The sequence below is a fragment of the Paenibacillus borealis genome (assembly GCF_000758665.1).
Taxonomy (GTDB): Bacteria; Bacillota; Bacilli; order Paenibacillales; family Paenibacillaceae; genus Paenibacillus_AQ; species Paenibacillus_AQ borealis.
In genome coordinates this window covers 5,917,623-5,931,072 of the sequence record NZ_CP009285.1, presented here as the reverse complement: position 1 = coordinate 5,931,072, position 13,450 = coordinate 5,917,623, and the positions used below count along the sequence as shown (strand labels likewise).

At 52.3% G+C, this 13,450-nt stretch carries 10 protein-coding genes; 4 read left to right on the top strand and 6 right to left on the bottom strand.

The features are described from left to right. The first annotated feature begins 108 nt into the window (after positions 1-108). The 3 genes from PBOR_RS25235 to ppdK all read left to right on the top strand — a co-directional run bounded on the left by PBOR_RS25235 (position 109) and on the right by ppdK (position 5,678). Complete coding sequence (locus PBOR_RS25235) at positions 109-1,464, top strand: 2-hydroxycarboxylate transporter family protein (RefSeq protein WP_042216444.1); 1,356 nt, start codon at positions 109-111, stop codon at positions 1,462-1,464. 43 nt (positions 1,465-1,507) lie between these two features. After that, a complete protein-coding gene (locus PBOR_RS25230; RefSeq protein ID WP_042216442.1) occupies positions 1,508-2,932 on the top strand; it encodes an NAD(P)-dependent malic enzyme in 1,425 nt (474 codons plus the stop codon). A 61-nt stretch (positions 2,933-2,993) separates the two neighbouring features. Continuing rightward, complete coding sequence (ppdK, locus tag PBOR_RS25225; RefSeq protein WP_174479833.1) at positions 2,994-5,678, top strand: pyruvate, phosphate dikinase; 2,685 nt, start codon at positions 2,994-2,996, stop codon at positions 5,676-5,678. A 113-nt stretch (positions 5,679-5,791) separates the two neighbouring features. Here ppdK and PBOR_RS25220 read toward each other — a convergent pair whose 3' ends face one another. From PBOR_RS25220 to PBOR_RS25210, 4 genes are all read right to left on the bottom strand, one after another. Continuing rightward, positions 5,792-7,552 carry an ABC transporter ATP-binding protein gene (locus PBOR_RS25220; RefSeq protein ID WP_042216440.1) on the bottom strand — a complete coding sequence of 587 codons (1,761 nt, stop codon included), beginning with the start codon at positions 7,550-7,552 and terminating at the stop codon, positions 5,792-5,794. Next, entirely contained in the window at positions 7,552-9,309 is a 1,758-nt protein-coding gene (locus tag PBOR_RS25215; RefSeq protein ID WP_042216438.1) for an ABC transporter ATP-binding protein, read from the bottom strand. The genes PBOR_RS25220 and PBOR_RS25215 overlap by 1 nt, the downstream gene beginning before the upstream one ends. Positions 9,310-9,483: 174 nt before the next feature. Next, the gene (locus tag PBOR_RS37480) at positions 9,484-9,639 is read right to left on the bottom strand and encodes a hypothetical protein (RefSeq protein WP_167549570.1); all 156 of its coding nucleotides are present in this window, start codon (positions 9,637-9,639) and stop codon (positions 9,484-9,486) included. Positions 9,640-9,735: 96 nt separating this feature from the next. After that, positions 9,736-10,293: an SMI1/KNR4 family protein gene (locus PBOR_RS25210; RefSeq protein ID WP_042216436.1), complete on the bottom strand. Its 558-nt coding sequence runs from the start codon at positions 10,291-10,293 to the stop codon at positions 9,736-9,738. A 199-nt stretch (positions 10,294-10,492) separates the two neighbouring features. Between PBOR_RS25210 and PBOR_RS25205 the strand changes: the two genes are divergently transcribed. Further along, positions 10,493-11,557: a suppressor of fused domain protein gene (locus PBOR_RS25205; protein WP_042216434.1), complete on the top strand. Its 1,065-nt coding sequence runs from the start codon at positions 10,493-10,495 to the stop codon at positions 11,555-11,557. A 74-nt stretch (positions 11,558-11,631) separates the two neighbouring features. Here PBOR_RS25205 and PBOR_RS25200 read toward each other — a convergent pair whose 3' ends face one another. Continuing rightward, positions 11,632-12,702 carry a sensor histidine kinase gene (locus tag PBOR_RS25200; protein WP_218918860.1) on the bottom strand — a complete coding sequence of 357 codons (1,071 nt, stop codon included), beginning with the start codon at positions 12,700-12,702 and terminating at the stop codon, positions 11,632-11,634. Continuing rightward, entirely contained in the window at positions 12,699-13,370 is a 672-nt protein-coding gene (locus tag PBOR_RS25195; protein WP_042216432.1) for a response regulator transcription factor, read from the bottom strand. Before PBOR_RS25195 ends, PBOR_RS25200 begins: the two co-directional genes overlap by 4 nt. Between the last annotated feature and the right edge of the window lie 80 nt (positions 13,371-13,450).

Sequence of the window (13,450 nt, the reverse complement as noted above, 5' to 3'; positions counted from 1 at the left end):
GCGCTTACTTTAATAATTTACAAAACCTCTTCATTATTTACACAAAAACAAAAGCGCTTTCAAAGCGGCTATGATGAATTTGTAAAAGAGTTAAGGAGGTAAGGATAAATGCAAAAAGCAATTCAAACGCCACTTTCAGTACCTGAACATCAGCATGTACCGGAACAAGGCAAACAAAGTTTTGGCCGGCGGATCCTGCAATTAAAGGTGGGTGTCATTCCGCTTCCGCTGTATGTTGTATTTGCACTCATCATTGTTGCGGCATCCGTGCTAGGTGAACTGCCAAATGATATGATTGGCGGCTTTGCAGTGATTATTGTGCTCGGTGTCCTGCTCAGCGATCTCGGCTTCAAGCTTCCGGTTCTAAAAAATATCGGAGGCCCGGCAATCCTCTCGTTAATGATTCCCTCGTTCATGGTGTTCTGGAATGTGCTTGACCCTTCGGTTATCGAATCGGTCAACACGCTGATGAAGACGTCGAACTTTCTCTATCTGTATATCTCCATTCTGGTGGCCGGAAGCATTACCGGTATGAACCGCACCACATTAATCAGCGGCTTCATCCGCATCTTTATCCCGATGATGGCCGGAACCGTTGTTGCGGTAGGCGCGGGTCTGGGCGTCGGTATGCTGCTCGGCTACAGTGCGCACCGGACCTTGTTCTACATTATCGTACCTATTATAGGCGGCGGAGTCGGTGAAGGAATCCTTCCGCTGTCCATCGCATTCTCGCAGATTCTCGGCGGCGAATCGGGTTCCTATGTGGCCCAAATGATTCCGGCGGCGGTGATCGGCAATGTGTTCGCGATTATCGGTGCGGGACTGCTTAAGAGGATGGCTGACAAAAATCCGTCGATTACCGGCAATGGCGTACTGGTGAAATCGAAGGATGGACAGAAGCTGGGCGGAAGCACCTATGACGGTGAAAAGCCGGACTTCCTGCTGATGGGCGCCGGGCTGCTGTTCGCCTGCGGATTATTTATTACCGGACATCTGCTGTCTCCCTTTATCGGTATTCCGGGTCCGATTCTGATGATCTTTGCAGCGGCGCTGCTGAAAGTAGTGAAGCTGCTGCCGGCCAAAATTGAGCAGGGCGCTTACCAGCTCTACAAATTTGTCTCCGGCACGTTGACCTGGCCGCTCATGGTGGGCCTTGGCATGCTGTACATTCCGCTGGAGGATGTGGCTGCCCTGATCTCCATTCCTTATATTATTGTCTGCGCTACTGTCATCGTTGCAATGATTCTCACCGGCTATTTTACCGGCAAATGGGTCAACATGTATCCCGTAGAAGCGGCAATAGTAACCGGCTGCCGCGGCGGCCTTGGCGGAACGGGCGATGTGGCAATTCTGTCAGCGTCCGGACGGATGGAGCTGATGCCTTTCGCACAGATCTCTACGCGTATCGGAGGAGCGATTACGGTTGTTGCAGCAACGCTGCTCATCTCCGTATGGGGCGGCTGATTCACACCAGTTACGGCAAAACATTATGCAGGAGGCGATTAGTATGAATAAGCCCAGCGGGCATTCCCATGTGTTTACGCTTCGTGTCCAGTACCGCAGCAATAGCGATTATCTTGCGAATCTGGTGAGCATCGCCGAGAACTATAAAGGCATGGTGATAAGTGCGGAGCTGAAGGAGCTGCGCACGGACCTGACCGGTGCCGATGTCGCAATTTCCGTGGAGCAGATTGAAGATCAGAAATGGATTGAAAAAGCGGTAAACCAGTTGAGCGGAGGAGATATTGTGGAGTTATTGGAAGAAATCATGCTGCTGCACAAAGGCGGCAAGCTTGAAACAACCTTGAAAAATCCGATCCGGACCAAAGAGGACTTATCTAAAGTATACACGCCGGGAGTGGCGAAGGTTTGCCAGGCCATTGCACAGGATCAGGCCCAGGCCTATGAATTGACGACGAAAAAAAATACCGTGGCAGTCATATCCGATGGAACTGCTGTGCTGGGACTCGGGGATATTGGTCCTAAAGCGGCCATGCCGGTAATGGAAGGCAAAGCGGCACTGTTCAAGCAGTTCGCAGATGTCGACGCCGTGCCCATCTGCCTTGACACGAAAGATACGGAAGAAATTATCGCGATTGTGAAGGCACTCGCTCCTACATTCGGAGGCATTAATCTTGAAGATATTTCTTCTCCCCGCTGTTTCGAGATCGAAACGAGACTTCGAAAGGAGCTGGATATCCCGGTATTCCATGATGATCAGCATGGCACGGCCATCGTTGTGCTTGCCGGACTGCTTAACGCGCTTAAGGTATGCGGCAAAAATATCAGGGATGTCAAAATCGTGGTGAATGGCGTCGGTGCCGCAGGGATCTCCGTCTCCAAAATGCTGCTGCGTGCAGGAGCCGTAAACCTGATCGGCGTGGACCGGGAAGGTGCCATTAACCGGCGGGTGACCTATAACCGGACCCATTGGAGCGATTTTGCCCAAATCACCAATCCCGGTCTCGAAACCGGCGTTTTATCAGATGTCATCAAAGGGGCGGATGTCTTTATCGGGGTGTCTGCACCTGGTGTACTGAAACTGGATGATGTGCTGAATATGGCCAAGGATCCGATCGTGTTCGCCATGGCAAATCCTACTCCGGAAATCGATCCCGCGATTGCTGCGCCGCATGTGAGAGTAATGGCAACAGGCCGTTCCGACTATCCGAACCAGATTAACAATGTGCTGTGCTTCCCCGGGATTTTCAGGGGGGCGCTGGATTGTGAGGCCATGGATATCAATGACGAAATGAAGCTGGCGGCAGCAGAGGCAATCTCCTCGGTAATTGATCCGTCCGAGCTTCATGAGAAATATATCATTCCCGATGCCTTTGATCCGCGGGTGGTTGAAAGAATCCGCATGGCTGTTGCCCAGGCAGCGTTCAAAAGCGGTGTAGCCAGAAAAAACCTGCTGATCGGCATTAACTAATTCCTGGACAGAATTGTATCCCGGTAAAATGAAGAAGGGCTATGGAGGAGGAAATACAAAGATGTCGGCTGAACAAATTACAGAGAAGCAGGTCTACCTGTTTGAAGAAGGAAACGCCTCTATGGTCAAGCTCTTAGGAGGAAAAGGCGGGAATCTGGCTGAGATGACAGCACTCGGGCTGCCTATTCCGCCGGGATTTACGATCACCACGGATGCATGCAAAAGCTATTACAAGCAAGGAGGCCGATTGACCGCTGAGCTGCAGTCTGAGATCAAAGGAGCCATTGTAGCCCTGGAAAAAGTGAAGGACTGCCGGTTCGGTGACGCCAATCAGCCGCTGCTGGTATCCGTCCGTTCCGGTTCGGTCACATCCATGCCGGGTATGATGGACACCATCCTGAACCTGGGTCTGAACGATGAAACCGTGGCGGGGCTGGCCCGGCAGACTGCAAGTGAGAGCTTTGCCTATGACTGTTACTGCCGGCTCATCGCGATGTACGGCCAGATTGTTCTGGGCATCCCCGGCTTTTTGTTCAGCCGCCAATTAGAGAACCTGAAGCTTCATTCAGGCCGCGAAAGCGATGGGGAAGTAAGCGCTGGGGAATGGAAGCAGTTAACGGGTGCGTATAAGCTGCTTGTTAAGGAGCATAGCGGGATTGACTTCCCGCAGGATGTCGATCAGCAGCTCAATATGGCTGTCAAGGCGGTGTTCCGCAGCTGGAATAACGCACGGGCCAAAGTTTACCGCAAACTATACTCGATTCCTCATGATCAGGGAACAGCAGTGAATGTGCAGGCCATGGTCTTTGGAAACCGTGGTGAGGATTCCGGTACCGGCGTTCTGTTTACGCGCAACCCGTCTACCGGAGCCAAGGAATTGTATGGCGAGTACCTGATTCATGCACAGGGTGAAGATGTGGTGGCCGGTATCCGGACACCCCGCAGACTGACGGAGCTGCGGGAGAATATGCCGGAGGTCTACGATCATCTTGCCGCTTTGGCTAATGGGCTGGAGGCACATTACAGGGATATGCAGGATATCGAATTTACAATAGAAAATCGTACATTGTACCTGCTTCAGACCCGCAGCGGCAAACGTACCGCCCAGGCGGCAGTGAAAATTGCCGTAGATCTGTACGAGGATGGAATGATCCTTAAGGAAGAAGCTGTCAGCCGGATTGATGCCGGTCATCTGGATCAGCTGCTGCACCGTTCCATATCTCCGCTGGAGGAACTGAAGCCCTTGGCTGCCGGACTTCCGGCTTCGCCCGGCGGAGCATCCGGGATGATTGCGCTGGATGCTGAAACAGCAGAAGCGTGGAAGAGGAAAGGAAATCAGGTCATGCTTGTCAGCACCGAGACATCACCTGAGGATATTCATGGCATCCTCGCCGCCGAAGGCGTGCTTACCGCCCGGGGAGGAATGACTAGCCATGCGGCGGTTGTGGCAAGGGGCATGGGCAAGCCCTGTGTCTGCGGGTGCGAGGAGCTGACTATAGATGCGGATCAGCGGATCATTTATTTGGGGGAGAACATTCTGAAAGAAGGAGACATCCTCTCGATTGATGGTACATCCGGCCGGGTATATGCCGGGAATGTACCGCTGAGCGATCCGGAGATGACCCCTGAGCTGCTGAAGCTGCTAAGTCTGGCGGATGAGATCAGGGAGCTGAAGATTTATGCCAATGCAGATACGCCGCAGGATGCCCGTATCTCAAGGGAGCTGGGAGCTGAGGGAATAGGGTTGTGCCGGACGGAGCATATGTTCTTCTCGGCTGCCCGGCTGCCCGCTGTGCAGTCCATGATCCTCGCCGAGAGCCGGGAGGAGCGGCTGAGCCTGCTGGAGCGTATCCTTCCCATGCAGCAGTCCGACTTCGAGGATATGTTCATGGAAATGGATGGATTGCCGATGACTATCCGGCTGCTGGACCCGCCGCTTCATGAATTTTTGCCTAATCTGGAGCAGCTCGGAGAACAGCTGCGGAGATTGCAGCTGGCAGGCGGAGATTCGGAAGAGCAGAAGCGCCTGAAGCGGATGATTGCCAGGATCCGCAGCATGCAGGAGAAAAATCCAATGCTGGGCCTGCGTGGCTGCCGGCTTGGCATTCAATTCCCGGAAATCTATGATATGCAGATTGAGGCCGTTTTCCGGGCGGCCAAACTTGCAGTACAGAGAGGAATTGAAGTGCGGCCGGAAATTATGATCCCGCTGGTAGGAGACCCGGGTGAGCTTAAGGAACTGCGGATGCTGGTGGATAAAGTGGCTTCAGAAGTGCTTGGAGAAGCGTTCAAGTCGATTACCTATGGGGTGGGTACTATGATTGAAGTGCCGCGGGCCGCTGTTCTGGCCGGCAGGATTGCCGAGCATGCGGATTTCTTCTCCTTCGGTACTAACGATTTAACTCAGATGACGTTCGGCTACAGCCGAGATGATGCTGAAGGCAAATTCCTGAACAGCTACCTGGACAAAAATATACTATCCGGTAATCCTTTTCAGATTCTGGATCAGGAGGGTGTAGGCAAACTTATGGAGTGGGCCGTTGCCAGGGGGAGGGAGAAGAAACCCTTTCTGCAAACAGGGCTATGCGGAGAGCATGGCGGAGATCAAAGCTCAATCTTTTTCTGCCAGCAGACGGGCCTTGATTATGTGAGCTGTTCGCCTTACCGGGTACCTTATGCCCGGGTGGCAGCGGCGCAGGCGGTAATTGCCGTGCGGAAGAACAGTCATTCATCGCCAATACACTAGTCCAGACGGACCTGCGTATGCTATACAAACAACGGCAGGCTCATTTACGAGCCTGCCGTTTCTTTTGCGGTTTATATGTGAAGCAAGCTCCAAATTGAAGGGCACGCTCCCGCTTAGGAGGCCTGCTCAAACTGGCTGTTGTACAGCTCGGCGTAGAATCCGTTCTTCGCGAGCAATTCTGTATGGCTGCCGCTTTCCAGGATATCGCCGTCCTTCAGGACGAGAATCACATCAGCATTCTTGATTGTGGACAACCGGTGGGCGATGACGAAGGAGGTTCTGCCCTCCATCAGCTGGTCCATCGCCTGCTGGATCAGCAGCTCAGTCCGGGTATCCACGGAGCTTGTAGCTTCATCAAGAATGAGCATCGGTGCATCCTTCAGCATCGCGCGGGCGATGGTCAGCTGCTGCTTCTGGCCGGCGGACAGGTTGACCTTATCGTTCAGGACGGTATCATATCCGTCCGTTAAAGATTGTATGAAGCGGTGCAGGCCAACGGCCTTGCAGGCTTCTTCAAGCTTCTCGTCCGTGATATTCTGCTGATTGTAGATCAGGTTCTCCTTGATCGAGCCTTCAAACAGCCAGGTATCCTGCAGCACCATGCAGAACAAATCGTGGATGTTCTCCCTCGTCAGGCTGCTGATCGGTGTGTCATCAATGTAGATTTCTCCGCCGGTCAGCTCGTTGAACCGGATGAGCAGATTGACCAGCGTGGTTTTGCCTGCGCCGGTCGGGCCGACGATGGCCACCTTTTGCCCCGGCTTCACCTCTGTCGAGAAGTTCTTGATTACCAGGTTCTCGGAATTCTCATAAGCGAATTTCACCTGGTCAAATTTTACTTTGCCTACCGCAGTTGCCAGTGTGTTCTCTTTGCGGCTCTCGTCTTCCATTTCTGCTTCTTCGAGGAATTCAAACACGCGTCCGCCGGCGGCTGATGCCGATTGCAGGTTCTGCGCGGCCTGGGCGATCTGGGATAACGGCTGGGTGAAGTAACGTACATACATAATGAAGGCTACGATAACCCCGAAGGAAATAGTTCCATCCAAGGCCAGTACAGCCCCAACGACACAAACGGCAACGAAACCGAGATTACCGATAAAGCCCATTAGCGGCGGCATCAGTCCGGAGAGGAATTGCGCTTTGAACGCGCTGTTCTTCAGCCCCTGATTCAATTCCTGGAAGGTGGTGCGCATCTGCGCTTCACCGTTATAGGCTTTTACAACATTATGTCCGGTATAGACTTCCTCAACATGACCGTTGATTTTGCCCAAATACTCCTGCTGGCTGGCAAAATACTTCTGCGATTTCTTCATAATAACCGCCATCAGGCCGAAACCGATGATTGTTGCTACGATCGCGGTAAGGGTCATAATTACATTGGTCCGCAGCATCATAATGATCGAACCGATGAACATGGCTACGGCGGTCACGACCGTACCGATACTCTGATTCATCGCCTGCCCGATGGTATCCACATCATTCGTTACCCGGGAGAGGATATCCCCTGTGGCCGATTTATTATAGTAGGAGATCGGAAGCCGGTTCATTTTATGAGCCAGATCGGTTCTTAATTTCTTCGAGACCTTCTGGGTAATATTCGACATGATCAGGCCCTGCGAGAGCGATAATACCGCACTGATGGCGTAGATCACGACGAGGGTGATGCCGATGGCAGCAATGCCGTCCATATCGATCCCGCCCGCGAGACCGGCTGTGATTTTGTCCGTAATTTCGGAGAGCATATCCGGACCCAGCAGCGTGAGCACAGTTCCGGCCGCCGCGCAGATCAGCGCAATGACGATCACCGGAACGTATTTACGGCAGTACCGGAGCAGCTTGCTCCAGGTATTCTGTCCCTTAGTCTTGGTTTTCATTAGGCAAGCTCCTCCTTGGTCAGCTGTGAGTAAGCAATTTCCTGATAGACGCTGCAGGTTTGCATCAATTCATCATGTGTGCCCATACCGGCGATTTGTCCGGCTTCCAGCACGATGATTTTGTCGGCGTCTTTAATCGTACCAATGCGCTGGGCAACGATCAGCATCGTGGACGCATGAGCGTCCTTCTTCAGCTCGCTGCGCAGCTTGCGGTCCGTCTTATAGTCAAGCGCCGAGAATGAATCATCGAAGATCAGAATTTCCGGACGCCGGGCAATCGCTCTGGCAATCGAGAGCCGCTGCTTCTGTCCGCCGGACAGATTGGAGCCGCCTTGGGCGATGTGGGCCTCATAGTTGCCCTCCAGCTTCTCTACAAATTCAGAGGATTGGGAGGTGTACACCGCATCGACAATATCGGAGCTGAGCACCTGACCGGCACCATTCTCGCCAAAAGCAATATTAGAAGCCACCGTTCCGCCGAACAGCACCGCCTTCTGGGAGACATAGCCCATTTTATTACGCAGCACCTGCTGGTCGTATTCTTTGACATTGATGCCGTTCACGAGCACTTCGCCTTCTGTAGCATCATAGAAACGGGGAATGAGATTAACGAGTGTACTCTTGCCGCAGCCTGTTGAGCCGATAAAAGCAACCGTCTCCCCCTGCTTCGCCGTGAAGCTGATATTCTCCAGCACATAATCCTCTGCGTCAGGATATTTGAAGCTGACCCCTCTGAATTCAAGCTCATCTTCTCGCTTCACAGGGAAATGAGTGACAGATCCGTTCTTCAGGCTAGGCACGGTTTCCAGCACTTCATTAATACGTTTGGCCGATACCTGGGCGCGGGGCAGCAGAATGAAGATCATGATCAGCATCATGAAGGCCATAACCACCTGCATCGCGTACGATGAGAAGACGATCATATCCGAGAACAAGCCCATCTTGGCGGTGCCGTCGGCCGCTTGAATAATTACAGCACCGATCCAATAGATCGAGAGGCTGAGTCCGCTCATAATCAGGGAAATACTCGGCATCAGCGTGGTCATTACATTGTTGGCAAACAAATTGGTGCTGGTTAGCTCGTTGTTGGCGGAAGCGAATTTCTCTTCCTGATATTTCTCGGCATTGTAAGCCCGGATGACCCGCAGACCGTTCAGATTCTCTCTGGAGACACGGTTCAGATTGTCGGTTAACTGCTGCAGTTTCTTGAATTTAGGAAGAACGAGAGTGATGCAGACGGCGACAATCAGCACCAGCAGAGCAACAGAGGCACCTGTCGCCAGCGTCCACTGCCAGCTTTTACCCGTAATCTTGAGGATCGCCCATACGGCAAGGATTGGAGCCTTGACCAGCAGCTGTAAGCCGATGACAATCAGCATTTGCACCTGCGTAATATCATTCGTGGACCGGGTAATCAGGCTGGCGGTGGAGAAGTTGCTGATCTCCTCCATGGAGAAGGACTGTACCTTGTCGAACAAATTAGCGCGTAATCTGGCGGACAGATCGGCTGCGATTCTGGCAGCGATACCTGCTACGACGATGGAAGTCGCCAGACTGCCCAGGGCACAGAGCAGCATCCAGGCTCCGGCGGTAAGGATCTCACTCATTTCGCTGCCCGGGGTCTGGATCAGCCGGGTAATGTCACTCATGTAGTCAGGCAGCTCCAGGTCCAGCCAGACCTGCGCGATAATGAACATGAGGCTGATGCCGAATAAGAACCATTCTTTGGGTTCCAGATTCTTCAGTAATTTCAACATAAGAATGACTCCTTTGCGTGTTTGTTGCTACGATCGTAACGGAGAATGATAAACTGAAAATTAACTTTTGCTGAAACAAGCAGAAAATGTTATGAAAAAGAGGCCAACCCGGGAGCAGCCATGAGACTGGCTATGACAAAAAGGCCGCCCCGGGAGCTGCCATGAGATGGCCGTTCAGCTGGGATAGCCTCTAGTTTGGTAAGAGTCATCAAAATCCTGTACAAAATACAACAATTCCCTCTTCAAATTGGCCGTAATCCAAAATTGTTGTACAGAATGCAACATTTCACTTCCAATTAAGCAGTGTAGCGGATAATTGTTGTATTTCATACAACAATCCTCCTGAACACCTGTAGTTCTTGGAATCAAAGTTGTAATTCGTACAACAATCGGCAAGTTCGGCGATGCGATTTATACCTCACTGCTTCAAGAATTATAAAGTACATCTTCTGCCGAGACGGTTCCCCGGCATAGCTCTTGGAAGCTTCCGGCAATCCATGCCGCATCCTCATAACCGAGATTACCGGAATGGGCGATGAGGATGGGATAGGCACCATCATCCCGGGCCGTGCGCATATCCCAGATATAGTGATGGCCGCTGCCGTCCATGGCGAAGGGAACCCCGCCCGGCATATATTCAGGGAATTCATAGGCCAGCATCATGGAGCGTAACTGGTCCGTGCCGAACAACTGGACATACCGTTCAGCAGTGCCGAATTCTCCGCCGTTAGAGTAACGCAGGAAATTCAGATATGCCGCTGGCAGAGGCATGTCCGGAAGGGTCCAGAGTGCAGGATCGAACGGCCGGTATACGGCATGAAGCGGATCGTTAACCGGAAAGGGATTCCGTTGCCGTCCGGTAATCTCCGTGATTTCCTCATGCGTCAAAGGCTTCCGCCATTCCTCTGTGAAGCGCGTCAGTTCAGGCTCCGAAGCCCCCGGATGCTTCTGGTAACAAATCTCAAACAACGATTCTGCATTCATCTGCTGGTAGCCCCCTTAAGTCTTGTAGATTTAGTGTAACATGAACAAGAGCGGCAGGTTAATCAGGGCAATCACCTGGAGGCAGCTGAACCTTGCACTGGTTATAGCTGGTTATGATCAAGTAATTCCGGGTAATGAACGGGAGATTAAGGGCTTGAATGGGTCAGGACTACATAATTTTGAATCCGGAGGGAACATAATGAGCGAAGAAGAAGTGGAAGCAACCGGCTGGGATGCCATTGAGGAACAGATGTCGGGATTGTATGGACAACAGGAGCCGAAGCATTATGCTGCCTTGTTGCCCTACATTCTGGGAGGAAAGGACCCGCTTAACGGGATCAGCGCCTATCAAGCTGAACAGCCCTATCCGCATTGGCATTTTGTGACCTTCGGATTCTCTGAGCTGTATGAGAAGGAATCAGAGGACCCTGAATACAGCGGCTACGGATTTGAGCTGACCTTCCGGCTGGCACGTACTGACGGAGAAGAGGAGCCTCCGGCCTGGGCCATGAATCTGCTGCAGAATATGGCTCGATATGTGTTCAGCAGCGGCAATATTTTTGCTTCAGGGCATTATCTGGATGCGAACGGTCCCATCTGTCTGGGGGCGGATACCCGGCTGACCGCTCTGGCTTTTACCGGTGATCCGGAGCTTCCGGCGATCGATACCCCGAATGGGCGGGTAGAGTTTCTGCAAATGGTGGGGATTACAGCGGATGAACTGGAAGCCATGATGTCTTGGAATACCAACGCATTCCTGCAGGCCAGCCAAGGAGTACTACCTGCATATATTACTGATCTTGGACGTGATTCGCTGCTGCGGCTTCCGGCAATAGAGGATGCAGTGCGGCAGGGGATTGAACGTGACGGGTCCCAGACAGGCATCCTGTACGTGGATCAATTGGACTTCGAGCCTGGCAGAAACCGTCTGCTCAGCAAAGCGCCGGCCGTTCTGGCCATGGGGGCGCAGCAGGCAGCAACGGTAGCCATGCTGCTGCGCGGCCGCCTGCTGAAGGGCAGGAAGCTGACGCTCACCAGCCCCAAACTGCAGGTTGTGCTGGAACCGGCACAAGAGACCGGCTGCGGGGAAGACGGCGGGACCGTCCGCATCGGCCTAAGTGAAGAGGCTGTCCTGGAGCTGGAATCGAAGCTTAAGCCTAAGGAGAGTGAGTTCAAGCTGTCCACAGCCAAGGAGCTGATGATACGGGTGAGAAAGACGTATATCAAAGACCAGGAGGGCAATGTTGTGGATACCATCGGCTAATAGGGGGGGCGGTCATGTGGACCGCCCTTTGTTAAGTAATCATCGAAGATAAGGCCCCGCTTTGTGGGGATATTTTATTTGGTGGATGGCAGCTTCTTTGAGGCAGGAAGCAGCAGGGTAAAGGTGGTCCCTTGCATCGGAACACTGCCACAGGTGATGGTGCCGCCGTGCAGCTGAATGATTTTATGGACAATTGTAAGCCCCAGGCCATTACCGGCAGCGGAGTGGGAAGTATCCTGCTGATAGAACTTGTCGAACACCTTGGGAAGTGCAGCCGCACTTATCCCGGCACCATTATCCCGAAAGGTGATTTCGATCTTGTCTTCGGCCTGCCGCATCGAAACTTCAATTTCGCCATGCTCCGGAGTGAACTTAATAGCATTGTCGAGCAGATTCAGCCAGACCTGATTCAGCATCTCTTTATTTCCCGGTACCTCATAGTCCTGCACGTTGGCTGTGATGGAGATATGTTTTTTCTCCATTTTTGTGTGCAGAAGGAGTACACATTGGCGGATCTGTTCACCGACATTGAAGGGCTCGCGGCCCGTTAATATCGTCTGGGCCTCCACTTTGGACAGGCTCAGGACGTTGGAAGCGAGGGCGGCCAGACGGGTGGATTCCTCGATCACAATATCCAGATATTCATTCCGTTCTTCCTTGCTCAGCTCATCATCCTTGAGGATTTCAGCGAATCCTTTGATCGACACAATCGGGGTGCGGAACTCATGCGAGAAATTGTTGATGAAATCGGTACGCAGAATCTCAATACCGCCCAGCTCATCCGCCATCCGGTTGAAATTGGCAGAGAGAATCTTGAATTCGGGCGGATTATTGAGCCGCAGACGGGTGGTGAAATCCCCTCCTGCCAGCTGGTTGGTGGCATCGATAAAGGTGCGGATGGATTTCAGCATCCTCCGGCTGGCCAGACCCGAGGTGACGGTGCCGATCATGATGCAAGCAATTAATGTGATAAAGGTGAGGACTTTGAAATCCTGAATGATGCGTTCATTGAGTACACCAAAGACCATCAGCAGATAGACCAGTATGCCGGTAATCAGAACGGTAATGAGGAAGATGATAAATACAGCAAGCGAGAAGTAGAGCGACAGACCGATTTTACCCGTCAGCCTCTTGATCATGTTCATGTTCTCACCGCCTTATATCCGAGCCCGCGGACAGAGACCAGCTCGAACTCCGGATAGGCTTCAAAACGTTTGCGCAGGCGGTTGATATGCACATTCACCGTAGTATCCGTGCTTTCGCTGTCCATCCCCCAAATCTCGTCCATCAGCTGGATGCGGGTGAAGATGCGCTCCGGATAGGATAACAGCTTATAGAGCAGATAGAATTCCTTCTGCGGAAGCGTCTGTTTGTCATCGTCCCGGGAGACGGTTAATGTGTCATAGTCCAGATGAACCTTGCCGATCACCAGCTTACGGGCATTCGCAATCTGCGAGCGGCGGAGAAGGGCCTGGATTCTCAGCAGCATTTCTTCTGTATCCACAGGCTTGGTCATATAATCATCGGTTCCGAGCCGGAAGCCTTTTTTCTTATCCTCAGGAAGCTGTTTGGCTGTGGCCATAAGGATGGGGATTCGATTGTCCGCTTCCTTCAGCTCTTCGGCAAATTCATACCCGTCCATCTCCGGCATCATAATATCCAGAATAATCAGATCGATATGCTGGACTTCAAGAACCTCCAGGGCTTCCCTTCCATTCTCAGCCGTTATCACTTCATAACCTTCCCGTTTCAGGACAGCGTTCATCAGCTTGCGTACATGCTTATCGTCTTCTACAACAAGGATCTTTATCATGGTTTCACTCCATAGGTTGTCGGATTTGACCGCGTTTCCCCATCATTCTAATGGAAAAAAAGGCTAAAGACAAAATCTTT

Coding starts and splice junctions, on each gene's coding strand:
- PBOR_RS25235 (WP_042216444.1), top strand. CDS start 109: ATGCAAAAAGCAATTCAAACGCCACTTTCAGTACCTGAACATCAGCAT.
- PBOR_RS25230 (WP_042216442.1), top strand. CDS start 1,508: ATGAATAAGCCCAGCGGGCATTCCCATGTGTTTACGCTTCGTGTCCAG.
- ppdK (WP_174479833.1), top strand. CDS start 2,994: ATGTCGGCTGAACAAATTACAGAGAAGCAGGTCTACCTGTTTGAAGAA.
- PBOR_RS25220 (WP_042216440.1), bottom strand. CDS start 7,552: ATGAAAACCAAGACTAAGGGACAGAATACCTGGAGCAAGCTGCTCCGG.
- PBOR_RS25215 (WP_042216438.1), bottom strand. CDS start 9,309: ATGTTGAAATTACTGAAGAATCTGGAACCCAAAGAATGGTTCTTATTC.
- PBOR_RS37480 (WP_167549570.1), bottom strand. CDS start 9,639: ATGAAATACAACAATTATCCGCTACACTGCTTAATTGGAAGTGAAATG.
- PBOR_RS25210 (WP_042216436.1), bottom strand. CDS start 10,293: ATGAATGCAGAATCGTTGTTTGAGATTTGTTACCAGAAGCATCCGGGG.
- PBOR_RS25205 (WP_042216434.1), top strand. CDS start 10,493: ATGAGCGAAGAAGAAGTGGAAGCAACCGGCTGGGATGCCATTGAGGAA.
- PBOR_RS25200 (WP_218918860.1), bottom strand. CDS start 12,702: ATGAACATGATCAAGAGGCTGACGGGTAAAATCGGTCTGTCGCTCTAC.
- PBOR_RS25195 (WP_042216432.1), bottom strand. CDS start 13,370: ATGATAAAGATCCTTGTTGTAGAAGACGATAAGCATGTACGCAAGCTG.